This is a genomic window from Actinoplanes sp. NPDC049118, assembly GCF_040648555.1.
Taxonomy (GTDB): Bacteria; Actinomycetota; Actinomycetes; order Mycobacteriales; family Micromonosporaceae; genus Actinoplanes.
On record NZ_JBEZDY010000042.1, the window covers coordinates 40,307 to 62,953 of the forward strand.

26 protein-coding genes, 1 tRNA gene and 1 pseudogene are annotated in these 22,647 nt (G+C 68.0%); 9 read left to right on the top strand and 19 right to left on the bottom strand.

Going from position 1 to position 22,647, the window contains the following annotated elements; genetic code table 11:
- Nucleotides 1–90 precede the first annotated feature (90 nt).
- Both AB0B58_RS39795 and AB0B58_RS39800 read left to right on the top strand, forming a co-directional pair.
- Nucleotides 91–1,482 carry an MFS transporter gene (locus AB0B58_RS39795; RefSeq protein WP_360235655.1) on the top strand — a complete coding sequence of 464 codons (1,392 nt, stop codon included), beginning with the start codon at nucleotides 91–93 and terminating at the stop codon, nucleotides 1,480–1,482.
- A gap of 37 nt (nucleotides 1,483–1,519) precedes the next feature.
- Entirely contained in the window at nucleotides 1,520–2,467 is a 948-nt protein-coding gene (locus tag AB0B58_RS39800) for an aminotransferase class IV (RefSeq protein WP_360235658.1), read from the top strand.
- A gap of 4 nt (nucleotides 2,468–2,471) precedes the next feature.
- On the opposite strand, the gene AB0B58_RS39805 is transcribed toward AB0B58_RS39800, so the two are convergent.
- Complete coding sequence (locus tag AB0B58_RS39805) at nucleotides 2,472–3,176, bottom strand: HAD family hydrolase (RefSeq protein ID WP_360235661.1); 705 nt, start codon at nucleotides 3,174–3,176, stop codon at nucleotides 2,472–2,474.
- Nucleotides 3,177–3,327: 151 nt separating this feature from the next.
- Here AB0B58_RS39805 and AB0B58_RS39810 point away from each other — a divergent pair, with 151 nt between their 5' ends.
- The 6 genes from AB0B58_RS39810 to AB0B58_RS39835 all read left to right on the top strand — a co-directional run bounded on the left by AB0B58_RS39810 (nucleotide 3,328) and on the right by AB0B58_RS39835 (nucleotide 8,894).
- Nucleotides 3,328–4,527 carry a segregation/condensation protein A gene (locus tag AB0B58_RS39810; RefSeq protein ID WP_360235664.1) on the top strand — a complete coding sequence of 400 codons (1,200 nt, stop codon included), beginning with the start codon at nucleotides 3,328–3,330 and terminating at the stop codon, nucleotides 4,525–4,527.
- A gap of 413 nt (nucleotides 4,528–4,940) precedes the next feature.
- Nucleotides 4,941–5,876 (top strand): SMC-Scp complex subunit ScpB, encoded by a 936-nt coding sequence (scpB, locus tag AB0B58_RS39815; RefSeq protein WP_360235743.1) that lies wholly within the window; start codon nucleotides 4,941–4,943, stop codon nucleotides 5,874–5,876.
- A complete protein-coding gene (locus AB0B58_RS39820) occupies nucleotides 5,863–6,603 on the top strand; it encodes a pseudouridine synthase (protein WP_360235667.1) in 741 nt (246 codons plus the stop codon). Before scpB ends, AB0B58_RS39820 begins: the two co-directional genes overlap by 14 nt.
- Nucleotides 6,604–6,659: 56 nt before the next feature.
- Nucleotides 6,660–7,340, top strand: a complete 681-nt coding sequence (cmk, locus tag AB0B58_RS39825; protein WP_360235670.1) for a (d)CMP kinase — start codon at nucleotides 6,660–6,662, stop codon at nucleotides 7,338–7,340.
- A 20-nt stretch (nucleotides 7,341–7,360) separates the two neighbouring features.
- Nucleotides 7,361–8,734, top strand: coding sequence for a ribosome biogenesis GTPase Der (gene der / locus AB0B58_RS39830; RefSeq protein ID WP_360235746.1), 1,374 nt, complete (start codon nucleotides 7,361–7,363; stop codon nucleotides 8,732–8,734).
- An 86-nt stretch (nucleotides 8,735–8,820) separates the two neighbouring features.
- Nucleotides 8,821–8,894 (top strand) — tRNA-Pro (locus tag AB0B58_RS39835).
- Nucleotides 8,895–8,963: 69 nt separating this feature from the next.
- On the opposite strand, the gene AB0B58_RS39840 is transcribed toward AB0B58_RS39835, so the two are convergent.
- The 18 genes and pseudogenes from AB0B58_RS39840 to AB0B58_RS39925 form a co-directional block, all read right to left on the bottom strand.
- Nucleotides 8,964–10,109 carry a site-specific integrase gene (locus AB0B58_RS39840; RefSeq protein ID WP_360235673.1) on the bottom strand — a complete coding sequence of 382 codons (1,146 nt, stop codon included), beginning with the start codon at nucleotides 10,107–10,109 and terminating at the stop codon, nucleotides 8,964–8,966.
- Nucleotides 10,106–10,312: a helix-turn-helix domain-containing protein gene (locus tag AB0B58_RS39845; protein ID WP_360235677.1), complete on the bottom strand. Its 207-nt coding sequence runs from the start codon at nucleotides 10,310–10,312 to the stop codon at nucleotides 10,106–10,108. The genes AB0B58_RS39840 and AB0B58_RS39845 overlap by 4 nt, the downstream gene beginning before the upstream one ends.
- 29 nt (nucleotides 10,313–10,341) lie before the next feature.
- Nucleotides 10,342–12,282: a replication initiator gene (locus AB0B58_RS39850; protein ID WP_360235680.1), complete on the bottom strand. Its 1,941-nt coding sequence runs from the start codon at nucleotides 12,280–12,282 to the stop codon at nucleotides 10,342–10,344.
- A gap of 179 nt (nucleotides 12,283–12,461) precedes the next feature.
- Nucleotides 12,462–12,698: pseudogene (locus AB0B58_RS39855) on the bottom strand (hypothetical protein); the annotation flags it as partial.
- The gene (locus AB0B58_RS39860; RefSeq protein ID WP_360235683.1) at nucleotides 12,695–13,438 is read right to left on the bottom strand and encodes a DUF2637 domain-containing protein; all 744 of its coding nucleotides are present in this window, start codon (nucleotides 13,436–13,438) and stop codon (nucleotides 12,695–12,697) included. The pseudogene AB0B58_RS39855 and the gene AB0B58_RS39860, both read right to left, overlap by 4 nt.
- Nucleotides 13,435–13,725, bottom strand: coding sequence for a hypothetical protein (locus tag AB0B58_RS39865; protein ID WP_360235686.1), 291 nt, complete (start codon nucleotides 13,723–13,725; stop codon nucleotides 13,435–13,437). Before AB0B58_RS39865 ends, AB0B58_RS39860 begins: the two co-directional genes overlap by 4 nt.
- The gene (locus tag AB0B58_RS39870) at nucleotides 13,722–14,138 is read right to left on the bottom strand and encodes an RRQRL motif-containing zinc-binding protein (protein WP_360235689.1); all 417 of its coding nucleotides are present in this window, start codon (nucleotides 14,136–14,138) and stop codon (nucleotides 13,722–13,724) included. Before AB0B58_RS39870 ends, AB0B58_RS39865 begins: the two co-directional genes overlap by 4 nt.
- A complete protein-coding gene (locus AB0B58_RS39875; protein WP_360235749.1) occupies nucleotides 14,135–14,437 on the bottom strand; it encodes a hypothetical protein in 303 nt (100 codons plus the stop codon). The genes AB0B58_RS39870 and AB0B58_RS39875 overlap by 4 nt, the downstream gene beginning before the upstream one ends.
- 23 nt (nucleotides 14,438–14,460) lie before the next feature.
- Nucleotides 14,461–14,916, bottom strand: a complete 456-nt coding sequence (locus AB0B58_RS39880; protein WP_360235692.1) for a hypothetical protein — start codon at nucleotides 14,914–14,916, stop codon at nucleotides 14,461–14,463.
- Nucleotides 14,917–15,028: 112 nt separating this feature from the next.
- Nucleotides 15,029–15,508 carry a hypothetical protein gene (locus AB0B58_RS39885; protein WP_360235695.1) on the bottom strand — a complete coding sequence of 160 codons (480 nt, stop codon included), beginning with the start codon at nucleotides 15,506–15,508 and terminating at the stop codon, nucleotides 15,029–15,031.
- Entirely contained in the window at nucleotides 15,505–16,386 is an 882-nt protein-coding gene (locus tag AB0B58_RS39890; RefSeq protein ID WP_360235698.1) for an FtsK/SpoIIIE domain-containing protein, read from the bottom strand. The genes AB0B58_RS39885 and AB0B58_RS39890 overlap by 4 nt, the downstream gene beginning before the upstream one ends.
- Before the next feature lie 93 nt (nucleotides 16,387–16,479).
- Complete coding sequence (locus AB0B58_RS39895; protein WP_360235701.1) at nucleotides 16,480–16,842, bottom strand: hypothetical protein; 363 nt, start codon at nucleotides 16,840–16,842, stop codon at nucleotides 16,480–16,482.
- A gap of 10 nt (nucleotides 16,843–16,852) precedes the next feature.
- Nucleotides 16,853–17,779, bottom strand: a complete 927-nt coding sequence (locus AB0B58_RS39900; RefSeq protein WP_360235704.1) for a hypothetical protein — start codon at nucleotides 17,777–17,779, stop codon at nucleotides 16,853–16,855.
- Between the two features lie 94 nt (nucleotides 17,780–17,873).
- A complete protein-coding gene (locus tag AB0B58_RS39905; protein WP_360235707.1) occupies nucleotides 17,874–18,056 on the bottom strand; it encodes a hypothetical protein in 183 nt (60 codons plus the stop codon).
- Nucleotides 18,057–18,092: 36 nt separating this feature from the next.
- The gene (locus AB0B58_RS39910) at nucleotides 18,093–18,473 is read right to left on the bottom strand and encodes a DUF3307 domain-containing protein (RefSeq protein WP_360235710.1); all 381 of its coding nucleotides are present in this window, start codon (nucleotides 18,471–18,473) and stop codon (nucleotides 18,093–18,095) included.
- Nucleotides 18,474–18,771: 298 nt separating this feature from the next.
- Complete coding sequence (locus AB0B58_RS39915; protein ID WP_360235713.1) at nucleotides 18,772–19,092, bottom strand: hypothetical protein; 321 nt, start codon at nucleotides 19,090–19,092, stop codon at nucleotides 18,772–18,774.
- 144 nt (nucleotides 19,093–19,236) lie between these two features.
- Complete coding sequence (locus AB0B58_RS39920; protein WP_360235716.1) at nucleotides 19,237–19,773, bottom strand: flavoprotein; 537 nt, start codon at nucleotides 19,771–19,773, stop codon at nucleotides 19,237–19,239.
- Between the two features lie 10 nt (nucleotides 19,774–19,783).
- Nucleotides 19,784–20,995 (bottom strand): helix-turn-helix transcriptional regulator, encoded by a 1,212-nt coding sequence (locus AB0B58_RS39925; RefSeq protein WP_360235719.1) that lies wholly within the window; start codon nucleotides 20,993–20,995, stop codon nucleotides 19,784–19,786.
- Between the two features lie 694 nt (nucleotides 20,996–21,689).
- Between AB0B58_RS39925 and AB0B58_RS39930 the strand changes: the two genes are divergently transcribed.
- Entirely contained in the window at nucleotides 21,690–22,562 is an 873-nt protein-coding gene (locus AB0B58_RS39930) for a DUF6602 domain-containing protein (protein ID WP_360235722.1), read from the top strand.
- Nucleotides 22,563–22,647: the final 85 nt, after the last annotated feature.

The following is a 22,647-nucleotide window of genomic DNA, read 5'->3' on the forward strand; positions in this document are numbered from 1 at the left end:
CGCCCAGGCGCCGCCGCGCGCGGCGGCGACCAGGGCCCGCACGCATAATCGCCTGGACATCAACGGGGGTTCAGGCCATACGGTCTCTGGATGAGCATCATCCGCGGTAACCGGAAGACGTTCTACCAGCTGCTGGCCAACACCCTGCTGGTATCGGTGATCAACTTTACCGTCTGGTTCGCGATCACCTTCTACGTCTACCTGCAGACGCGCTCGGTCTTCGCCACCGGAGTGATCTCCGGGATCTTCCTGGTGATGACGGCGCTGACCGGCATCTGGTTCGGCAGCCTTGTCGACCACCACTCCAAGAAGACGATGATGCAGGTGTCGGCCGCGGCGTCGTTCCTGCTGTACGCCGCCGCCTTCGTGGTCTACCAGATCACCCCGCACGGGTCGTTCGCCGACCCGGCGAGCGTCGCCCTGTGGACGTTCATCGTGCTGCTGATGTTCGGCGTCATCGCCGGCAACATCCGCACGATCGCGCTGCCGACGCTGGTGACGGTGCTGATCTCCGAGGACACCAGGGACCGGGCCAACGGGCTGGTCGGCACCACCTCGGGCGTCTCGTTCCTGCTGACCTCGGTGATCAGCGGGGTGCTCGTCGCGGTCGGCGACATGTTCTGGGTGCTGGTCCTGGCCTTGGCGGTGCTCGCCGTCGCGCTGGTGCACCTGTCCTTCGTCGCGGTCCCGCAGCGCGCGACGGCGCCGGACCCGGCCGCCGTGGACGGCGAGCCGGTGGCCCCGGCGAAACGCACGGTCGACGTGCGGGGCACCATGCGGGTGATCGGCGAGGTGCCCGGCCTGAGCGCCCTGATCCTCTTCTCGGCGTTCAACAACTTCCTGGGCGGCGCGTTCATGGCGCTCATGGACGCGTACGGGTTGTCGCTGGTCTCGGTGCAGGCGTGGGGCCTGCTGTGGGGGGTGCTGAGCACCGGTTTCATCGTCGGCGGAATGCTCGTCGCCCGTACCGGCCTGGGCCGCAACCCGGTCCGGCTGCTGCTGCTGGTCAACCTGGTGCTGTGGACCGTCACCATGCTGTTCCCGCTGCGGTCCTCGATCCTCCCGCTCGCCGCGGGAATGTACGTCTACATGCTGCTCGTGCCGTACGCGGAGGCCGCCGAGCAGACCATCCTGCAGAAGGTGGTGCCGTACGAGCGGCAGGGCCGGGTCTTCGGCTTCGCGCAGAGCGTCGAGCAGGCCGCCTCGCCGCTGACCGCGTTCCTGATCTCGCCGATCGCCCAGTTCGTGTTCATCCCGTTCATGACCGACGGCGGCGCGGGTGCCGCGGCGATCGGCGGCTGGTTCGGCACCGGAGCCGACCGGGGGCTCGCGCTGGTGTTCGTGCTGACCGGCGTCATCGGCGTGGTCGCCACGGTCCTGGCGCTGCGCAGCGGCCCGTACCGGCGGCTGAGCCACCGGTACGTGGCGGGCCCGGCGACCACCGCCGGCCCGGTCCCGTCGGAGCCGGACCTGGCGACGTGACCGGCGGCCCGCGGAACGACCCATATGATCCACTCAGGTGGGTCCCGTCCGCGGGCCCGTCGTACAGGGGGCGACGCCGATGCTGCAGGGCTACGACGAGCGCAACGCCGACATCGTCTACTGGGTCAACGGGGTGCTCCGGCACCGCGACGAGCCCGGCATCTCGCCGTTCGACTCGGCGGTGCAGGGCGGCGACGCAGTATGGGAGGGCCTGCGGCTCTACCAGGGCAGGATCTTCGGGCTCGCCGCACACCTCGCCCGGCTGCGGCGCTCCGCCACCGCCCTGGACTTCGCGGCCGTACCCACCGACGCCGAGCTCACCGGCGCGATCGCGGCCACCCTGCGCGCGAACGCGATGTTCGACGGCGTGCACGTCCGGCTGACCCTGACCCGCGGCGTGAAGATCACCAGCGGGATGGACCCGCGCCTGAACCGGGCGGGCGCGACGCTGATCGTGCTGGCCGAGCACAAGGCGCCCGTCTACGACACCACCGGGCTGCGGCTGATCACCGCGAGCGTGCGGCGCCCCGGACCAGACGTGCTCGACCCGAAGATCCACCACGCCAACCTGCTGAACTCGATCCTGGCGAAGATCGAGGCGACCGCGGCCGGAGCCGACGACGCGCTGATGCTCGACGGGCGCGGCTTCGTCGCCGAGACCAACGCCACCCACCTGTTCGCCGTGATCGGGGGAGGGCTGGTCACCCCCGGCACCGCGGCCTGCCCGGAGGGCATCACCCGGCAGACCGTGCTGGACCTGGCGCGGTCGGCCGCGATCCCGGCCGTGGTCCGCGACGTGTCGCTCGCCGAGATGTACGCCGCGGACGAGGTGTTCTGCACCGGCACGATGGGCGAGATCGCCGGCGTCACGGTGATCGACGGCCGGCTGATCGGCACCGGGCAGCCCGGGGACCTGACCGCCCGGATCGCCCGCCTCTACGGCGAGCACGCCCGGGCGCACGGCACCCCGGTGGTCGCCCAGTGAGCGTTCAGAGCCGGTGGGCGGCCAGTTCGTCGTAGTACGGCCGGGCCGCCTCGACGAGCGGGCGCAGCCGGTCCGACACCTCGGCCGGCGCCGGGTCGTACGGCGCGAACCCGGTCGAGGCCCGGACGGCCGCGTACCAGTGCGGCGCCCACACGCCGTCGGTGGCCCGCGGACCGGGCGGCCAGCGCAGCATGGCCGGGTCGAAGTCGAGGCCGAGCGCCGCGCAGAGCCGGCGCAGCACCGCGGCCGGGTCGCGCAGGACGTCGGCGGCGTCGACCACCGGCCCGCCGAAGGCGCGGAACAGCTCCGCCTGCTGCGGGTAGCCGAGATCCGCCAGCGTCGGCTCGCCGCGCACCCGGGCGTAGGAGGCGACCACGTGCGCCGGATCGCGGATCAGGTACGCGTGGGTGAGCGCGGGCAGCCAGGACCGGCCCATGCCGGGCAGCAGGTGATGGGCCATGTGCTTCTGGTAGTGCACGGTCACCCCCACCGGCAGCGGGCCGGCAAGCGCCGCGGCCACGTCCTGCCACCGGTTCGGCTGGCTCGCCAGCACCGCGTCGCGGCCGGGATGGTCGAGGCCGGTCACGGCCAGATAGTGCGCGTAGAACGGCTCGTCGGACACGACGGTGTCGGCGCGGGCGCCGAAGCTGCGCATCATGGCCGTGGAGATGTTGCGCGGGCCGGACCACATCGCCACCCGTGTCGTCATGCCTCCAGGATCACACCCCGGCCGGTGCCGGGCCCGCCGCCGATGATCTCTTTCGGGTCCGGGGCAGCGGGACCCGCACGGACAGTTACCGGCCGCCGGTCGCTGCGTTGACCTTGAGGGGAGCTGCACTCGAGGTCGCGGGGGTTTGAGCATGAGCCGGGAGCAGCCTGTCGGACCCGTGGACTACCGTCAGCACGTGCCTGAACAGCCTGTACCGTCGCCGCAGCCCGCCGAGCCGGCGGGCCCCGCCGACGCCGCGGTGCTGGACGCTGCCGCGCTCGACGGCGTCCCGGAGGCCGACTCCGGCAAGTTCACCGTGCGGCTGACGAACTTCACCGGGCCGTTCGACCTGCTGCTGCAGCTCATCGGCAAGCACAAGCTCGACGTGACCGAGATCGCGCTGCATCAGGTCACCGACGACTTCATCGCCTACATCCGGTCCATGGGCGACGACTGGGACCTCGGCGAGACCAGCGAGTTCCTGCTGGTGGCGGCCACCCTGCTCGACCTCAAGGCCGCGCGCCTGCTGCCCGCGGCCGAGGTCGAGGACGAGGAGGACCTGGCCCTGCTCGAGGCCCGCGACCTGCTCTTCTCCCGGCTGCTGCAGTACAAGGCCTACAAGGAGGCCGCGGCCGTCATCGCGGACCTGGAGGGTGTCGGCGCACGGCGCTGGCCGCGCGCGGTCTCCCTCGAGCCCCGGTACGCCGAGGCGCTGCCGGATCTGGTCCTCGGCATCGGCGCGGAGCGGCTGCTCAAACTGGCGCTGAAGCAGTTCCTGCCCAAGCCGGGCCCGCCCGAGGTGTCGATCGCGCACATCCACCAGGTGCGGGTCAGCGTCCGCGAGCACGCGGCCCTGATCCGCGACCGGCTGCGCCGGGCCGGCAGCGCCACGTTCAGCCTGTTGATCGCCGACTGCGAGAACACGCTCGAGGTGGTGGCCCGGTTCCTGGCGCTGCTGGAGCTCTACCGCGAGGGGCTTGTCGAGTTCGAGCAGCCGGTGTCGCTGGAGGAGATGACGGTCCGCTGGATCGGCGGCGACCAGGTCGAGGGCGAGCTCGACATCGACGACTACGAGGGCACCCCGCCGGAGCCGGACACGGCCGCCACCGACCCGGACGCCGCGGAACCCGGCCCGGCCGACGCCGAAGCGGACGCGGACGCCGACGTAGATGCCGAAGTGGACGTGGACGTGGACGTGGACGTGGACGTGGACGTGGACGCCGACGCCGACGCCGACGCGGACCCCGACGCCGACGCCGGCGCGGACGCCAGCGCGGACGCCGGCGCCGATGCTGAGGGTCTCGGCCAGGAAGCCGCATACACAGATTCGATCGACGAGGAACAGCGATGACCGACGAGCGACCCGAGTCCCTTGCCGCGCAGGCAGCCTCCTGGGTGCCGCCCTGGGAGCGGGCGCCGCGCCCGCCCGACGAGGAGTACGCGGCGTCGCAGCGGGCCTCCGCGGACGCGGACGAGGCGCCCGCCGAGCCGACTCCGGCGGACGACGGCGAACATGAGTCTGTCGCCGAGGCGACTCCGGCGGACGACGGGGCTGTCGCCGAGGGGACCTCGGCGGACGACGGTGACGACGTCGATTCCGCGTTCGAGTGGGCGAACCCGGCCGAGGGCGGGACCAGGGCGCCGGAGGAGCTGCCGCCGTTCCCGGGCGAGGCCGAGGGGGAGCCGGGTATCGACGCGCCGCAGGAGCTGCCCGGCGAGGTGGAGCCGGAACCGACCGAGGTCGGCGGCGGCCCCGAGCTGCCGATGCCCGAGGCGATCGTCGACGCCGTCGAGCACGAGGACGGCTCCTCGCCGACGCCCGACGCCCCGACGCCGGATGCCGTCTTCGAGGCCACAGCCGATGACGCCGAGATCGAGTTCTCGTTGACCCAGGACGTTGCGGGGCTCGAGGAGAACCCCGCTGGGCGGGGCCTGGACGATGTCGCCGAACCCTCGGTCGCGGCCGCCGCGGTGCATTCCGGCGCGGCGGATTCCACCGGTGCCGGCGCCGGCGAGGAGCCGGCGCCCCCGGCACGGCCGGGCTCCGAGATCCCGGCCCAGGGCCGTCGCCGCAAGGGCGCCGGTGCTGCTTCTGAGGAGCCGTCATCCCGTACCGAAGAGGAAGAGGAAGGAACGCCGGAGCCGGAGCCGATCGGGGACGAGGAACTGCGGGCGGCCCTCGAAGCCATCCTGCTGGTGGTCGACGAGCCGGTGGCCGAGCTGCAGCTCGCGCAGATCATGGAGCAGCCGGCCGAGCGGGTCGCCGCCATGCTGGAGGACATCTCGGCGCGCTACACGGCGGCCGGGCACGGGTTCGACCTGCGGCGGGCGGCGGGTGGCTGGCGTCTCTATACCCGGCCGGAATATGCGCCGTATGTGGAGCGGTTTGTACTGGATGGGCAGTCTGTGAGGCTTACCCAGGCCGCCCTGGAGACACTCGCTGTAGTCGCCTATAAGCAGCCTGTTACGAGGTCGCGCATCTCGGCCATCCGCGGTGTGAACTGCGACGGCGTCATGCGTACGCTTAACACTCGCGGCCTCATCGAGGAATGCGGCACTGAGGGCGAGACCGGGGCATTCCTGTACCGCACCACGGCGCTGTTCCTGGAGAAGCTCGGCCTCAACTCGGTCGACCAGCTCCCGCCGCTGGCCCCGTTCCTACCCGACGACGTGGAAGAAGTGCTCGATGCCTCAGGCTGACCAGGATGCCTCCATACGGCTGCAGAAGATCCTCGCAACCGCAGGAGTCGGATCCCGCCGTGCCTGCGAAGACCTGATCTTCCGCCGGCGCGTGACCGTGAACGGCCGGGTCGCCCAGCTCGGCGACAAGGTCGACCCCGCCACCGCCGAGATCCACGTCGACGGCGCGCGGATCATCACCGACACCAAGCTGGTGTACCTGGCGATGAACAAGCCCCGCGGCGTCGTCTCGAGCATGGACGACGAGAAGGGCCGCAACGAGCTCTCCGACTTCCTCGGCACCTTCGAACAGCGGATCTTCCACGTCGGCCGGCTCGACGCCGACAGCGAGGGCCTGCTGCTGCTCACCAACGACGGCGCGCTCGCGCACAAGCTGATGCACCCGTCGTACGGAATCGCCAAGACCTACCTCGCCGAGGTCGCCGGCCCGCTGCCGCGCAACGTCGGCCGCCGGCTGCTGGCCGGCGTCGAGCTCGAGGACGGCCCGGCCAAGGTCGACACGTTCAAGCTCATCGACGCGGTCGGCAAGACCGCACAGATCGAGATCACCCTGCACGAGGGCCGCAAGCACATCGTGCGCCGGATGATGGACGAGGTCGGGCACCCGGTGTCCCGCCTGATCCGCACCGCGGTCGGCCCGATCCGCCTCGGCGACATGCGCCCCGGCGGCTTCCGGCGCCTCTCGAACGCCGAGGTCGGCGCGCTGTTCAAGGCCGTCGGCGACTGAGCTTCGCGCGCCGGGCACAATAGGTTGTTGATTCTTCGGTCTTCATGGAGGTAACGGTGGCGCAAGCAGTGCGGCCCGAGCGGTGTGTAGTGGCCGTCGACGGTCCCTCGGGATCGGGCAAGTCCACCGTTTCCCGTCGGCTCGCCACCGCGATCGACGGCATCTACCTCGACACCGGTGCGATGTACCGGGCGATCACCTGGGCGGTGCTGCACGCCGGCGTCGACCCGCAGAACGTCGACGCCGTGGTGAAGATCGCCCAGGAGACCGACCTGACGATCGGTACCGACCCGTCGGCGCCGCACTTCGAGGCCAACGGCGTCGACGTCGACGCGGCCATCCGCGGCCCCGAGGTCACCGGCGCGGTCTCGGCCGTCGCCGCGGTCCCGGCGGTACGGGCGATGCTGGTCCAGCTGCAGAAGGACATCATCGCCGCCGCGCCGCGGATCGTCGTCGAAGGCCGCGACATCGCCGCCGTCGTCGCACCCGACGCCGACCTGAAGGTCTACCTGACCGCCTCCGCCGCCGCGCGCGCCCAGCGCCGCAGCGCCGAGGACGCGACCGACGTCGCCGCCACCGAGGCGGACCTGGCGCGCCGCGACAAGCTCGACTCGAGCCGGGCCGTCGACCCGCTCCGCCAGGCCTCCGACGCGACCACGCTCGACACCACGGGCATGGGCATCGACGAGGTAGTGGCGGAGCTCCTGAGCATGTTGAACAGCAAGGTGAGTTCGTGAGCGAGGCCCCTGATTTCGTACTGGATTCCCCGCGGGACGATGAGTCCCCCGAGGGTCCGGTCCCCGTCGTCGCCGTAGTCGGGCGACCCAACGTCGGCAAGTCGACGCTGGTCAACCGCATCATCGGCCGCCGCCAGGCGGTCGTAGAGGACAAGCCCGGCGTAACCCGCGACCGCGTGCCCTACGACGCCCAGTGGAACGGCCGCCGCTTCACCGTCGTCGACACCGGCGGCTGGGAGCCCGACGCCAAGGACCGCGCCGCCGCCATCGCGGCGCAAGCCGAGATCGCCGTGCAGACCGCCGACGTGGTCATCTTCGTCGTCGACACCACCGTCGGCGCCACGGATGTGGACGAGAAGGCCGTCAAGATGCTGCGGCGCAGCAGCAAGCCGGTCATCCTGGTCGCCAACAAGGCCGACAACCAGGCCATCGAGCACGAGGCCGTGGCCCTGTGGAGCCTCGGCCTCGGCGAACCGTTCCCGATCTCCGCCCTGCACGGCCGCGGCTCCGGCGACCTGCTCGACGCGATCCTCGCCGCCGTACCGCCAGCCCCGCCGATCATCGAAGGCGGCCCGCGCGGCCCCCGCCGGGTGGCGCTCGTCGGCCGCCCCAACGTCGGCAAGTCATCACTGCTGAACCGCCTGGCTCGCGAAGAACGCGCGGTCGTCGACTCCGTCGCCGGCACCACCGTCGACCCCGTCGACAGCCTCGTCGAGATGGACGGCGACGTCTGGCAGTTCGTCGACACCGCCGGCCTCCGCAAGCGGGTAAGCCACGCCTCCGGCACCGAGTACTACGCCTCCCTACGCACCGCCGGCGCCGTCGAGGCCGCCGAGGTCGGCGTGGTCCTGCTGGACGCGGCAGAGGTCATCAGCGAGCAGGACCAGCGGGTGCTGACCTCCGTAGTCGAGGCCGGCCGGGCCCTGGTCATCGCCTTCAACAAGTGGGACCTGGTCGACGAAGACCGCCGGAACTACCTGGAGAAGGAGATCGACCGGGAGCTCAAGCGCATCCCCTGGGCCATCCGGGTCAACATCTCCGCGAAGACCGGCCGCGCCGTCGACAAGCTCGCCCCGGCCATCCGCAAGGCCCTGGCCAGCTGGGAGAAGCGGATCCTCACCGGCGCGCTCAACCAGTGGCTGACCGCCCTGACCCAGGCCACCCCACACCCGGTGCGGGGCGGGCGGGCACCGCGGATCATGTTCGCCACCCAAGCGGGGGTGGCGCCGCCGCGGTTCGTGCTGTTCACTACCGGGCCGCTGGATGCGGGGTACCAGCGCTTCGTGGAGCGCAAGCTCCGCGAGGAGTTCGGCTTCGAGGGCAGCCCGATCGAGGTGTCCGTGCGGCCGCGTAAGAAGCTGGGGCCCGGTGGGCGGGGTAAGGCTCACGGCTGACGCGCTGGTATGCCGGTGTGTGGTCTGGTGGGGGTTGTTGGTAGGGTGATGGAGTTGCCGCGCACTGGGGTACCGGGGCGTGGCATCGGGCTGTAGCGCAGCTTGGTAGCGCACTTGACTGGGGGTCAAGGGGTCGCAGGTTCAAATCCTGTCAGCCCGACGCAGGTCAGGGGGCATATCCCATCGATGGATATGCCCTCTTGTCATGCCTGGGTGACTAATTGGGTGACTACGCCTCGTGAGAGTCGTCCGGGCCGAAGATGCGGTCCATGGCGACGGCGCCGTTGAGCAGCACCGGCCGGAGCTGGTGACGGTAGACGCTCTCGGTGATGGATGTGCCGGAGTGCCCGCACAGGTCGGCGATCTCTTCGAGGCTCATGCCGTTGTCGGACAGCAGCGACACGAAACTGTGCCGCAGTTCGCGTGGTGTCCATTGGGCAGGGTTGAGCCCGGCGGCTTTGATCACGGGTCGGAAGGCGCGCAGGACGTTGTGCCGGTCGAGCTGGGTGCCGGCTTTGCTGGCGAAGACGAGCGCGTCCCCGGTGGGTAGGCCCTGGCGTTCGTAGTGGTCGGTGAGGACCTGGACGCAGCGGGCGGGAAGTGCGAGGGAACGCCGCGATTTGCGGGTCTTGGTGTCGCCGTCGACGCGGACGGAGCGCCAGACGTGGACCGAGGGCGGGATCGGCGGATCGGTGTCCGGTCGCCCCTCGAGGTCGACGTGTGCCCAGGTGAGAGCGCGAAGCTCCTCGGTGCGGGCACCGGTCATCAGAGAGAGCACGACATAGGCGTGCAGGGTGCTGTGCTCGGCAGCGGCGAGCAGCGCCTTGGCCTGCTCGAACGTCAGGGATTTCGACGGTCGGCCGTCCCGCCCGTATGGCACGGTGCACAGGCTGACGACGTTGCGCATGACCTTGTCGCGGGCCATGGCCCGGTTGACGGAGCGGTTGAGGATCGAATGCAGCAGGCGCAAGGTTCGCGTGCTGAGGATCTTCGACTTGGTGGCCAGCCACCGGTCGATGTCGTTGGCGGTGAGGTCGCGGAGCTTCCGAGCGCCGAGGTCCGGCGCGATGTGGGTACGCGACAGCACGGTGTAGTTGCCGACGGTGTTCGCGGACTTCCCGCTCAGCCCGTAGGCGAGCCAATCGGCGAGTCCGTCGGCGACGGTGAATCCTGTGTGGGCGATCGATAGCCCGTCCTCGTACTCGCGGATCTTCGCGCGGAGGGCAGTGTGGGCTTCGGTCTTGGTCTTGCCGCTGGCTTTGCGGACGATGCGCTTGCCTGCCGGGGTGTAGCCGACGGTGACTGAGGCGATCCAGCGCTGTCGCGCGTCGTCCCAGTGCAGTCCGCCATCACCTCTGCTACGGCGTTTGGTCATGCGGCGACTCCTTCCGTGCTCTCCCGTTCCAGTAGGGAGACGTATTCGGTGATGGCCGACTCGGGGACGAGTCGGGTGCGGCCTTGCTTGACGGTCCGCAGTCGGCCGGAGCGGATGAGTTCGTAGATCACGGAGCGGCTGAGGCTCAGTTGCCGCATGGCTTCAGGGATGCGGTACAGGGCCTTCCGCTGGGGTTCGTTCAACGGCGTTCCTTCCTAGATGAGCGATGGAGTCAGGCGGCGGCTTGCAGGATGGGTGCCACGACGGAGCCAGCCTCGTGGGCGAGTTCGTCGCGGCCGGTCTCGTGTCGGGCGCGGGCCATCGCGGCGGCGGTGTTGGCGAGTAGTGCATCGCCGTTGTTGTGCCAGCCGACTCCGGCGAAGGACAGGGTGCCGACGATCAGGGTGGTTTGCTCGCCGTGGTGGTCGACAGCGCGGATGGTGCCGGGGTCGACTTCGGCCCGGTCCTCGGTGCGGCGGTAGTTGATGCGGGTGTCGCGCAGGGTGGCGAAGCGGACGACGCGGCGGCGTGTTTTGGTGAGGAAGTGGCCGGCGAAGCCGAACCGGTGTGCCCATCGGCGCAGCCGTGCGTAGGGATTGGTGGTCGTGCTCGTGTTGGCCGGTTTGGTGTCAAGGCTGGCTTGACGTTCGGCGACGCAGACGGGGCAGGTGCGGTAGCGGGTGTGGGTGCCGCAGTCCGGGCACGTCCAGGCCGTGTCGAAGGGCCGTCGCTCACCGGGTTCCGGTGCGCGCCTGGGGCGGTCGATCAGCCTCCGCCGGACGTACGTGGCAGCCAGGGCGCCAAGCAGGCCGAGGACATCGGAGAGCGGGGTGGCCTTGTCGGTCACCTGCTTGACGACTATGCCGAGCAGATAGCCCGTGATGGGCGTGGGGCGTGTCGGACGGCCGAGGCGCCAGCAGGCGGCGACGAGGCGGTCGATGTGGTCGCCGTCGGGGTCGTGCTGGCCGGCGGATTCGTCGGTGATGCGGCTGGACGAGAAGCCGGTGGCTTCGGTGCTCTTGGTTGTGTACTTGGCGAGGTAGCCGGCCTTTTGCGAGGCGACCTGTTCGCCGAGCATGTCGTCGGTGATGCTGCCGTCCCCGGCGAGGGTGAGCGGCTGGATGTCGAAGCCCTTGTCCGGGTCGCCCCACCGGATCTCCCAGCCTTGCGGTCGGTCGGGGTGCGCCGGGGTGGTGAAGGAGATGGACCTGACGGCGTGCTGGAAGGCGGCGATGATGTCGTCGACGTCGACCCCGGCCGGGGGAACGAGTACGGCGTCGGGGTCGTCGGGGTGCACGCCGTCGAGGCGGACCAGGGCGTGGAAGTGCACGACGGCGCGGCGCTGCATCTCGGCGGCCTTGCCGTGGGTGAGCTGCGCCGGCGGGACCATGCGTACCTTGCCGCTCTGGCTGACCTTGGGCACCGGGGGAAGGCCGCGGGCCTTGCAGAGCTGGGCGAGGTAGCGGTCGGCGGCTTGTTTGGTGCGGTGCCACAGCTCGGTGGAGAACAGGTTCCAGACGACGTGGTGGTCATGGTCGTAGCAGTCCAGGCAGAACGGCTGGCCGAGGGCCGGGTCGTCGGCGGCGTGTCGGGCCCAGCAGACGACCGGCTGATCGTGCTCGCACGGCCCGGGGGTGTCGCGGCGGGCGTGACAGGGTTCGGGGCGGCAGTCGCAACGCTTGCGGTTCGTGCAGGTATGGCGCTTGACGTTGCGGGTGTGCACGGTGCCGAAGCTGGGGGCGGTGAAGGTGGGGAACACGGCCGGGTGCTTCGCGACCGATGCCGGGATACCTTTGCCGCCGATCAGGAATGACCGCAGGATCTGGTAGGCGTCGCGTTGGTAGGTGCGGGCGCAGGAGGGGCAGACCGACGCGAGGCGGGTGCCGCAGGCTTTGTAGATGGCGGCGTCGGGGAGCTGGTCGGTGTGCCGGGAGTCGAGCAGGTTCCCGGCCGGGCTGTAGGTGTCGAGGGTGCCGGACAGGCGGATCGGTCGGGTGCAGCCGGAGGCGGCCTGGACGTGGGACAGCCAGTCGAAGTAGTCCGGTTGGGAGGCGCGGGCGAGGGCTTGTCCGGCGGCGGAGGAGTCGGCGGCCGGTGGCATCCAGGTTTCGGCGTTCGATCCCGTACCCCGGGCAGAGTGCTCCCGGGGTGCGAGGTCCAGCGTCGAACTCATCAGGCGGCAACCCGATTGGTGGTGGGGTGCTGCGAGGTGCGGCGAGGCCGGCACAGCAGGTGCCTGCCGGTCTCGGCGAGGGCGGCCGCGAGGGGCTGACCGCAGGTGCCGCAGGGGTAGGCGGCGAGTCCGCCCGGCATCGGTTCGGGGGCCGGGGTGTGTGGGCCGGTGTGGGTGAAGGTCACCGTGTGTTCGATGACGGTGGTCCGGCAGGCCGGGCACCGTTGTTCGCGGGGCACGTGGCGGCCGCAGTCGATGACGGTGGTGGTGTCACCGGATCGGATGGTGACGGGGTTGCGGCAGGGTCCGCCGGGGGCGACGGCGACGATGGTGCGCCGGGTGTCGTAGGGGTGTGGCTCCGGGTTGGCCGGGCAGGTGTGGGTGTAGTGGTGGACGTCGACCTGGACGGCGGTCATCGGGTACTGCCGAGGGCGGGTGTGTGGCCGTTGATCCGGGTTGGTGCCGGGTTGTCGATGGTGGCCAGGAGTCGTCCGGCGATGGCCGGAGAGGTGTTGAGCCGGGCCGCCAGCTCCTCAGCGGTGATGGGCTCGGTGGAGGTTTGCCGGTGCTGCACGGTGATCATGCGGGCGGCCGAGACGAGCCGGGCCGGAACGTCCTCGGTCGGGTGACGGTCGGTGTCGGCCGGCGGTGCGGTGAGTGCAGGCGCGGGGACGGTCGTGTTGCCATCGGCCGCCGTGGTGGTGGTGAGTTCGTTCTCACGGACTTCGATGGCGGCGAAGTCGGGCCGGATCTTCCCGGCGACCCATTCGACTCCGGCGACCAGGCCGACGATGAGGGCGAAGATGATCCGCAGGCCGAGCGGTCCGGGGGCGGCGGCGTTGACCGCTGCGCTGATGGTGATGACGACGATCAGCACTTTGAGGGCGGCGCGTTTGGCGTCGGCGGCCATGCCGATGGTCTGGGTGATGGTGAGCATGGAGACGATGCCGAGGTCGAAGACGGCCGGGACGATCCAGGAGAAGACGCCTGCGCCGAGGGTCAGCAGGAAGTGGGCTTGGTGCAGGTAGGACGCGGCGACCGCGCCGACGAGGATGCCCTTGTTGGCGAGTTTGATGGTGCGGATCGCGCGGAGCATGCCGGGTACGGCTTTCTTGGTGTACTCGGCGGCGAACTGCTGAGTCAGCGATGTGGTCATCGGATGCCTCCGTCGTTGGTGACGGGCAGGACGGCGGTGATGCCGTTGCAGTGCGAGCACCAGACGGCGGCGTAGCCGTCGGCGAGGATTTCGTTGATGCGGTCGTCGAGGGTTTCCCACTCGGCCGGGAAGACCGAGGTATCGGCGCATTCGTCGCACCAGCGTTGGGTGGGGCAGAGCCGCAGGACGGGGCCGAGGTCGGGGTGGATCCCGACGGGGGTCATGCCGTCGATGCACCACACACAGCTGGGGGCGGTTTCGGCGTCGTGCCGGTCGTAGAGGCTCATCGGGGTCCTCCGGGTTCGCAGACGAGGCACGCGCCGGTGGAGCGCGGGATGTAGTAGTCGCGGAGTTGCCCGCAGTGGCGGCAGGTCCGGCGGGCGAGCAGCATTTTGGCGACCACGGCGAGCTGGGCCGGGGTGGCGTGCCGCTTGGGGGCGGCGAGGTCGCGGCGGTAGAGGTACGCGATGCGGACCTGCTTGCGGTGCCGCCACAGGATTTGCGCGATGACGGGTTGGCCGTTGGGCCGTAGTCCGGCGGCGCGTAGCTGGCGGCGGGTGGCCAGGCCGTCGGGTGCGTACCGGTAAGGGAAAGTGGGGAAGCCGTGGTGGCTGCCGTCGGGGTCGTAGAACTCGACCTTGGTGCCGGTCCGCTGGCCGAGGGCTTCCAGGAACGAATTCGTGAGTGTGGGGGCGGTCATGACGGGTCCCCGCCCCAGCGCTGTTGGGCGGCTTGGCGGCTGATGCCGAGGCGTTGGCCGATTTCGGCCCAGGAGTAGCCGTGGGAGCGCAGGCCGATCACGGCCTCGCCGATGGCCTCATCCAGCAACGCGGACAGGGCGACCATGTCGGTGAGGGCTTCGACGTCGCCGGTGGCGACACGTCGGGCGTAGGCGCGGATGATGCGCCGGGCGAACGCGGCGTATTCGTCGTTCTCGACGACGTCACGGCGGCGCGGCTTGGATGGCCGGCTGTCACGGTTGCCGGGCTGAAGTGTCAAGGCGTGGTTGACGTAGGAAAGGCTCACCGGGCACCTCCGGTGGTGTGGGCACGGTCCCAGTTGTCGGCGGCGTCCGTGAGGGTTTCGATGACCTCGCCGATGGTGCGGTCGTCTTCGTCGTTCCAGCCGGAGACGATGTCGATCGCGCTGGTCATGTAGGCGAAAATGTCGACGGTGGTGCTGTAATCGGGGTCGAGGTAGGCGGCGAGTACGCGCATGGCCGTGATGGCGGCGTCGGTGTCGGCGTCCTGTGATTCGTCGTCGGAGCACAGGATCGGGCGGCCGTGAGCGCAGATGTTGATCGCGCCGAGAGAGCAGGCGGGCGGGAACGGCTTGTCGGACAGCAGGTCGAAGAAGTCGCCTTGCTTCCAGCCGTGCATGAAGAGGTAGCGTGCGGCACCGCGGAGCAGGTCGGCCGGTGTCATACCGGTGTCGAGGTCGAGGATCGGCGGGGTGTGGGTAGCCTTCATGGCAGCCACGTCCTTTCCTTATGAGGTGTGGTTGTTGGGTGGACAGGACCGGTCGTGCTGGCAGGCGTTGAGCCGGTCCTGTCGTCCGTCGTTGCTATGCAGTTGTGATCGGGGCACCCGGTCAGCAGCCGGGGCAGTGCCGACGGCGGCCGGAGTTGCGAGCCGCGAGCGCGGCGAGGACGGCGGCCAGGGCCAGGACGCTGCCGATCTGTGCGGCGTGTGCGGCGATGAGCTCGACGAGCTGGCCGATCAGGTAGGCGGCGACGGCGAGGAGTCCGGCGGCAGTGCCGGTGATCGCGGTGACCATGACCGCGATGCGGGTGCGGCCGGGACGCCGGGTGCGGGTGCGTTCGCCGACGGAGGTGACTCGCATGGTCGGCTGAGTGGGCTGGTACTCGCGGACCCGGATGAGGACCTGGAGGCGGTCACCGACTGGGCGGGGTGCGGTCATGGCGACGAGGTTTCCGGCGTTGCGGTGGTTCGCCACGATGTCGGCGAGCTGGGCCGGGGTGCCGGTGACGGTGTGGTCGCGGTTGAGGTAGTGGCCGGCGGCACGCTCGGTGACCGGTCGGCGGGGTCGGGTGGTGGTGTGGGTGGTCATGCGGCCATCTCCCATTGGTTGGTGGTGGGCGGTGCAGGAACGGTGATGCCGGACGGGCGTCGCATCCAGGCGGCGTAGTCGGCGATGTTGTAGAGGTCGGTGTCGGTTAGGTAGGCGGCCTTGATCCGGTACGGCAGGCGGCCTTCGGCGAGGAGCCAGGCGGCTCCCCGGTTTCCGGGGTCGATGTCGGTGGCCGTGTAGCCGAGGTCGGCCCAGCCCGCGCCGAGGATCACGTCGGAGGATCCGTTGGTGGTGCAGCGGAACGCGGCTCGGTAGCCGAAGAGGTCCCGAAGGCTGGCGGGGATGATGTCCCAAGAGGGCCGCTGGGTGGCGGCGATGACCGGCATGCCGCAGGCCCGGCCGAGTGAGACGAGGCCCCGCAGGAGGGTGGCGAACTCTTCGCGTTGGTCCTTGGTGCCGAGCACGGTGGAGAACATGGCGAGTTCGTCGATCATCGTGACGATCGTGGAGAGGTTGTCGTCGCGGTCCACTTTGCGGCGACGGTGGGCCAGCAGCCACAGGTAGCGGTTGGTGGCGACCTTGAGTAGGCGTTTGAGGACGCTGATGGCGGCCTCGATGTCGTTGCCGATGAACGCGTCGGCGATGTCGCGCCAGGGGCCGAGTTCGACGTACTTGGCGTCGAGCAGGACCAGGCGGGTGTTGTCGGACAGGGCCGCGTGTGCGGCGGCGAGGTTGATCAGTCCGGACTTGCCGCCGCCGGGCTCTCCGGCGACGAGCAGGTTGTGATAGACGGTGTCGAGGCTGACGTGATGGCCGAACTCGTCGATGCCGATGAACATCGGATCGAACATCGACAGGCCAGGAGCGACCGGTACCCGGTCTATGCCGAGAGGGTCGCGGGCAGCGATGGTGGTCATGGTGTGGGCCTCCGGTAGGCGATAAGGTCGAAGAGGCCGACGCAAGGGCCGTGGTCTTGGAGGCCCGTTGGCCCTCGCGTCGGTCCCTTGTGATCAGTCGTTGTCGGTGCAGGTGTGCTCGCGCTGCGAGCCGAGACAGCCGCAGGCGAGGTAGCCGCCCACGTGGAGAAGCGGGGCGACGCTGGCGGTGTCATCCGGGCTATAGGCGATCCGGACGCCGGAGATTGACATTCCGGACGCCTCGGCGAGGTCCGCCAGCCGGTACGGGCGGGGCTTGACGTGTTCTCGCGCGTAGGCGATGAGCTGCCGCATCTGGTGATCGATGGCGTCACGCTGACGACGCAGCTCAGTAAGGCAGTCCAAGAGCTGCTGAGCGTTGTGTGGGTCGTGCACGTCTGCCGGATCGATGCCGGGCGCTGGCGTAGACGGGTCGTTGACAGACGGGACGAGGCTCATGACGGTCTCCTTAATCCCAGGGGTCGTCGTCGAAGGTGTCGGCGGCCGGGGCCGTCTTGGCCGCCTTCTTGCCGTTGGTGTTGGCGGCCGACTTGACGGCCGCGGCGAGCGGGGATTCGGCGGGGACGTCCGGCAGGTCCAGCGCGGTCGGGACGTCGGTGGGTGCCGTGTACGCGGACGGCAGGTTCTCGGTGTCGATGACACCGGTCAGCGGCGAGCTGACCTTGGCGGTCAGGACCTCGCGGCGTTTGATGTCGAACCGCAGGTAGGCGGCCTTCTTGCTTTCGCTGGCCAGTTCCACCAGCACCGAGGAGGCGTGGCAGGTGACGGCGATCTCGTCGAGGCGGCCTTGTAGCCGTGACAGGGACAGGCCGGGCCGCAGGTAGACCCAGACACGTTCGCCGACCGGGGTCGGTCGTGCCCACAGGATCAACGGCAGGCTGCCGGACTTGTTGGCGATGATGAACTGCGAAAAGCACACGCGCAGTCGGTGCCGGACGATAAGGCACCATGCGAGGGCGGTGACCCGGCGGCGGATAGCCGGAACAGCGGCCGGGATCCCGGCCAGGGGTGCCACGACGGCGAGGGTGACCAGGGCCGGGGTGGCATTCGCCAGGGCGATCCAGCCGTAGACGAGCGCCATTCCGGCGCTGATTTCTGGCAGCCACCACCAGAGCAGCCGCAGCACTGGCCAGATCCGGACGAGCGTCCAGACGAAAAGGCCGGCTACGAACGCGATCGGGGCGGCCAGCAGAGCGGCCAGGATGGGGTGCATGTGGTCGGACGCCACGGTCATGGCGAGAATGCCGACGATCAGCGCGGTGATGATGAACGCCATGCGGGCGTTACGTGCTGAGGAGCGCAGCACCTTCTGTTCGATGACGGTGACGGTCCCGGACCTTCTGCCGAAACCGAAACCTCGGGTAGATTTGGACACGACTTGTCCTCCCTGAAAGGGGTGGGATGGGTTGGGAAGGCGTGGGGTCGGCAGGTTGGTAGCCCAGTTCCGACCCCGCGCGTCCTACCGGGATCTACTTGAGGTCACGCAGCTGCTTTGCGATCTGGCCGTTCCAGATGCGTTCGTCCTCGTCGAGGATCGTGACTGTCCAGCCCTGCGCCTCGAGTTGGCGCTTCTGGCGCACCATGTGGGCCGGGTCGACCTTCACCTCGTGCGTACCGTTCTCGTCTTCGGCGAACATGTACTTCTTCGACATGATCGGATCTCCGTTTCGTGGAGTGATGGGTGTGCCTTAGAGGGCAGCGATGAGCAGCGCGGCGACCCAGAGGCAGCCGTAGTGCAGGGCCTGATCGGCGAGATACATGCCGCACAGCGGCGTCGTGCGATCCGCGAAGTCGGCGGAGCCGGTGTGCTGCAGAATCCAGCGGACCGGCCAGCGCCGATCGAGGATCGCGTGCGAGACGGCGGAGAAGCCGAGCCCGGCGAACATGCCGACCATCGTGAGAGGCACGTCCAGGGCGACGGCTGTGATGACGAGCATGACCAGTGCGGTGGCGTGATAGGTGCCGACGTGAATCAGCAGGTGACGCCAGCCGGTCCAGCCGGGGGCGATTTTGGCATTGGCGTCGGTGTCGGTCTGCACGATGTGATCCGCGAGCTGGTGGGCGGCCACGAGAGTCGCCATCGCGACGGCGAAGACGAGAGCTGAAGTGAACATGGTCAACCGCCCCTTCTCATTGGGGTTTGGAGTGGTTGGGAAGGCGGCGAGGCCAGCAGGTTCGGTAGCCCAGTACCGGCCCCGCGCCACACTTCGGAAATGCTTCGGCCGTGATTCGGCCGGTGGTCGAGGATGCTGGAGAACCAGCGGAATTCCAGGACCGTCAGGTTGACTCAGTGGAGATGACGACCGCGATTGGTCGGGGGTTTGCCACGGACACTGTGGCTGGGTTGTTCCGGTGTTGCGGGAAGTGCTACTTGCTCGCTGAGGTACTCGTCAGGGGCTTCAGCGACGCCGCGCGAAACGCAGTGCCGTTACGACCGTTGGTAGCCCACGCCTTGGCCTCCAGCGCCTCGACAGCGACGAACTGACCAACCTCAAGCGACGGAATCTCTCCTACCGTCGTGATGTTGATGACCTCGCCACCCGTCTCGTCGAGCGCGACGACCTGGGTCTGCCACATCGGACGGCCCGTTCCCCTCTCGGACCGCTGGTTGCCCTTCTCGTCCACCTTCGCCTGAGGCTTCTTCGCCACCGTGAACGTGATGCCGGTGGTGTCCACGTAGATCTTCACGAGGGGTTCCTCCCTGGTAGTGAGCCCGTCTCTTTCGGACGATCGCTCTGGAGGAAATAGTCCATCGCCGCAGCCTGATCTCTCCGCACAGAAGTACGACCCGCACTTTTGTGCGGGTCGCGGCAGTACGAGAGTGCGGATTACCTAGTTCGGAAGCATCGCGCCTAGTGCTGCGAGGAGCCACGACGGCTGGAAATCGTCAGCCACAATATCGCCGGTCCCCGACTTCACCGGCGTCACGTCAATGCCGCCTGTCAGCGGATCAAGGAGCCGGACGTTGGCTCGTCGTAACGCGTTCAGGGAAGCACTCCATTGCAGGTGACCCCAAAGCTTCTGATTCACCATCGGTGCCATTAGAACAGGCATCCCAGCTCCGATAGCCTCACAAATGAGGCTCGTGGCGTAGTTGTCGGCGATCCCACCTACGACCTTGTTCACGGTGTTGAACGTTGCAGGACAGACGGCCACTACGTCGGGGGTTGGGCTGCTCTTCTGTTGGCCGGCTGTTCGAAAGTCGAACCGAACGCCGAGGTTGGTCAACACCTCCGCGTCGATCCATGAGGCGGAGGAGGGAGTTCCGACCACCTGGATCTCCCAGCCAGCCGAGACCATCGAGTCGGCCAGGTCGCCAACACGCCGAGCCAGCGGGGCACCGCAGATCACCAAGGCGGCTTTGGGCATAGCTGCAAATCTAGTCGATCACGCCAGCACGTAGAGCGAGGTTGTGCAGCGCGGTCGTCTTGGACCGTCGTGACCGAGACAGGATCTCTCTCACCATCTCGCGGACGACGACGTTGTAACGGACGGCGTTGGGTGCAATCCTCTCCGCCTCCAGGAGGTGGAGAATCGCCTCTGCGTCCCGCTTTCGTTGCGCTTGAGCCCAGGCCAGGTCGAGATAGATCTGCGCCTTCCGACTGTTCAACCCGGCAGGCAAGGAGTCCGGATTGACGGCCGTAGCCACTTGCAGCGCCTCGCTGGCGTCTCCGAGCTCAGCGGCCACACTCACGCGGTGGATGGCTACATTGGTTGGACCGAAGGCCGTCCACGCAAAGTTGGCGTCATGACCAAGTAGGTCAGCAAGGCGTTGAGCCTCTGACAGCCGACGGTAAGCCTCGCCGCGTTCGGTTCGACGGCCGGCGATCACGGCGCTGATCAACCACAGTGAGCCAGCCACAGAAACCAAGCTCGGCGAATCCGAGTGAGCCGAGCTGGTGATGCGGGTGGCCATCTTCATAGCAAGGCTCTCGGCATCCTCGGGCCGGTCACCCCGCAGGAGTGCGCAAACGACTTGATAGGCAGCCATCCCCTGAGCTTCCAAGGAGTCCGCATCAAGCGCGGCTGTAGCGCAGCGATCGGCCGCTAGCTGAGCAAGATCAGCGGCTCCCATCTTGGTCAGGAGCTTCGCCGCCACGACGTAAGTGGAGGCATAGCTGAGCAGCATCTCTCGACGCTCGGCGCTACCTGCCATTCGATGCAACGAGTCGGCAGCGAGTAGCAGCTCGGGTAGGTCCGTAACAAGATCTTCGTACTCGGCGGCTTGATAGCGCTTATGTGCATCAGCAGCCTGGACGCGAAGAGCCGACGCATTCAGGGATGACTCCAAATCATCGCCGAAGAGATGATCGTAACGAGCGAAATAGCGCCGCACTTCACCGAGGTCTGATGGCGTAGCCCCACCGTTAGGCGCATATTGCCACGGCCGTCCTGTCAATGACTCCACATCAACATGAAGCACTTTCGCCATGTCCAGGAGGATAGACATTCGATCGACCGACCGGACTCCGCGTTCGACTTGAGACAGCCAAGACTCTGACCGACCAATTAGACCGGCAAGTGCTGCCTGGCTTAGCCCTCTACGTCGGCGATAAGCAGCTATCCGTTCGCCAATCGATCCCGATACCATGCGCTCATGGTCTCATAGTCATCGTTACGAATGAAGATCTCCACCGATGTCTGATTCGGCACAGAAATCGAAGGTCCCGACCGGACGGATCAACAGCCCGTCGGCATCCGACGCGGGCGACAGGCACGGGGCGCCAGCCCGATTGCCTGCCGATGCCCTGCCGGTCGGCTGCCGATCGGCTGCCGATCTTGTTCAAACTTTCTGTACGTCTTCAAGGCGGCCCGAAACGGGCCGCTCACGCCGCCGCCTGGGCGCGTGCCCGTGCCGCCGCTATCGCTTGGCCCGGCCACGCAAGCAGCCCGTCGGCTGGCGTGGAACCGCGGAGTCGGGCCGCGCCGACGACAGGTGGAGCAGGGAGGTTAAGAGGTGGTCCGGCCAGGCGCCGGCCGTCACGGCCGTCGAGCTCCGGGTGCGGCGGCGCGCATGGTGTCCGGGCCGCCCCTCCACCGTCAAGGGCGCTTCGCGTCGCAAGCGACGGCCACAAACCGGCCGCCCTGGACGGCGGAGCCTCTGCGCCCCTGAGCGGTCAGGGGTTAAGCGGCAGGCCGGTGGCCTGCCCGCAGGAGGGCGCACGCCGCCGCACCCGTCATCGACTCAGCGGTGGGTCATCCTCTGAATGTCAAGCCATCCTTGACAGCTCCCACGAGTTCGTTCCAGTGGGGCGGCTGACTGAGCGACGCTATGTTGGAGGACTATGACTGGGCCTGAGGACGACAAACTACTGGATCAAGCCGCGCGAAAACGATTCGAACCGACCGTGAAGGCCATGTTCCACCAAGTCAACAGTCTTCTCGCGGAGAAGATGGGGCAAGGAAACGTCATACGACATAACCTCGAAAAGGGCCTCGGAGGCGAGAATATCCTACGGGAGGTTTTGGAGAGTTTCCTTCCGTCGAAGTACGGAGTTGCGAAAGGAAAAATTGTAAACTATCGAGGCTGGCTGAGTAGGCATTGCGATGTAATTATCTACGATCGCATCAACTGCCCGCGCCTCTTTGTAGACGAAAATGGCAATCAGATCATTCCCATTGATGGCGTATACAGTGTCATTGAAGTAAAGGCAACGCTGACAAAGAAGACGCTCGATGATGCTTTCCAAAATCTCGACAGCATCTACAACCTTCGGCCAGGTCGCCCCGTTAAGTCTACGAACGAAAAGGTGGACTATCGCCCCCCATTCTTTAAGATTTTCGGATATGGCGGGCTTTCGCTCAAAACGATCTCTAGCCACTACCAAGCGCTTTCGACAAAGTATCCTGCACGAAACTCGGGGTATTCATATTCGGAGCGTTCCCCCGCATATGTCGCCGATGCAGCGCACCATCTAGTATCCCAGATTGTTTGCTTAGGTCGGGGAAGCGTTTATGAAATGCTTGATGGCAGCATTCGAACAAGCAGTTACGGCCCTTATACTCTTGGAATGTTTTTGACCGGTCTTCTGGCAGATATGGACCAGGTTCCCTACGAGCCTGTGTCTATCTACCGATACTTTAATTGGATCATGGTCGAGAAGCCGGATGAATACTTCTCTTCGGACACCAAGATCCTGGGCTCCAACAGTGAGTGACTAGCTGGGTGACAACCGCCGAGTGCTCCAGCGGACGCCTACGGACCCCCTTGGACTAAAGTCACAGCTCAGAGCGGGTACCCGG

Bases quoted from the DNA above. Each gene is read 5' to 3' on its own strand.
- AB0B58_RS39795 (WP_360235655.1), top strand. From the start codon at position 91: ATGAGCATCATCCGCGGTAACCGGAAGACGTTCTACCAGCTGCTGGCC.
- AB0B58_RS39805 (WP_360235661.1), bottom strand. From the start codon at position 3,176: ATGACGACACGGGTGGCGATGTGGTCCGGCCCGCGCAACATCTCCACG.
- AB0B58_RS39810 (WP_360235664.1), top strand. From the start codon at position 3,328: ATGAGCCGGGAGCAGCCTGTCGGACCCGTGGACTACCGTCAGCACGTG.
- scpB (WP_360235743.1), top strand. From the start codon at position 4,941: ATGCCCGAGGCGATCGTCGACGCCGTCGAGCACGAGGACGGCTCCTCG.
- AB0B58_RS39820 (WP_360235667.1), top strand. From the start codon at position 5,863: ATGCCTCAGGCTGACCAGGATGCCTCCATACGGCTGCAGAAGATCCTC.
- AB0B58_RS39840 (WP_360235673.1), bottom strand. From the start codon at position 10,109: ATGACCAAACGCCGTAGCAGAGGTGATGGCGGACTGCACTGGGACGAC.
- AB0B58_RS39850 (WP_360235680.1), bottom strand. From the start codon at position 12,282: ATGAGTTCGACGCTGGACCTCGCACCCCGGGAGCACTCTGCCCGGGGT.
- AB0B58_RS39860 (WP_360235683.1), bottom strand. From the start codon at position 13,438: ATGACCACATCGCTGACTCAGCAGTTCGCCGCCGAGTACACCAAGAAA.
- AB0B58_RS39865 (WP_360235686.1), bottom strand. From the start codon at position 13,725: ATGAGCCTCTACGACCGGCACGACGCCGAAACCGCCCCCAGCTGTGTG.
- AB0B58_RS39870 (WP_360235689.1), bottom strand. From the start codon at position 14,138: ATGACCGCCCCCACACTCACGAATTCGTTCCTGGAAGCCCTCGGCCAG.
- AB0B58_RS39885 (WP_360235695.1), bottom strand. From the start codon at position 15,508: ATGACCACCCACACCACCACCCGACCCCGCCGACCGGTCACCGAGCGT.
- AB0B58_RS39890 (WP_360235698.1), bottom strand. From the start codon at position 16,386: ATGACCACCATCGCTGCCCGCGACCCTCTCGGCATAGACCGGGTACCG.
- AB0B58_RS39895 (WP_360235701.1), bottom strand. From the start codon at position 16,842: ATGAGCCTCGTCCCGTCTGTCAACGACCCGTCTACGCCAGCGCCCGGC.
- AB0B58_RS39905 (WP_360235707.1), bottom strand. From the start codon at position 18,056: ATGTCGAAGAAGTACATGTTCGCCGAAGACGAGAACGGTACGCACGAG.
- AB0B58_RS39920 (WP_360235716.1), bottom strand. From the start codon at position 19,773: ATGCCCAAAGCCGCCTTGGTGATCTGCGGTGCCCCGCTGGCTCGGCGT.
- AB0B58_RS39925 (WP_360235719.1), bottom strand. From the start codon at position 20,995: ATGGTATCGGGATCGATTGGCGAACGGATAGCTGCTTATCGCCGACGT.
- AB0B58_RS39930 (WP_360235722.1), top strand. From the start codon at position 21,690: ATGACTGGGCCTGAGGACGACAAACTACTGGATCAAGCCGCGCGAAAA.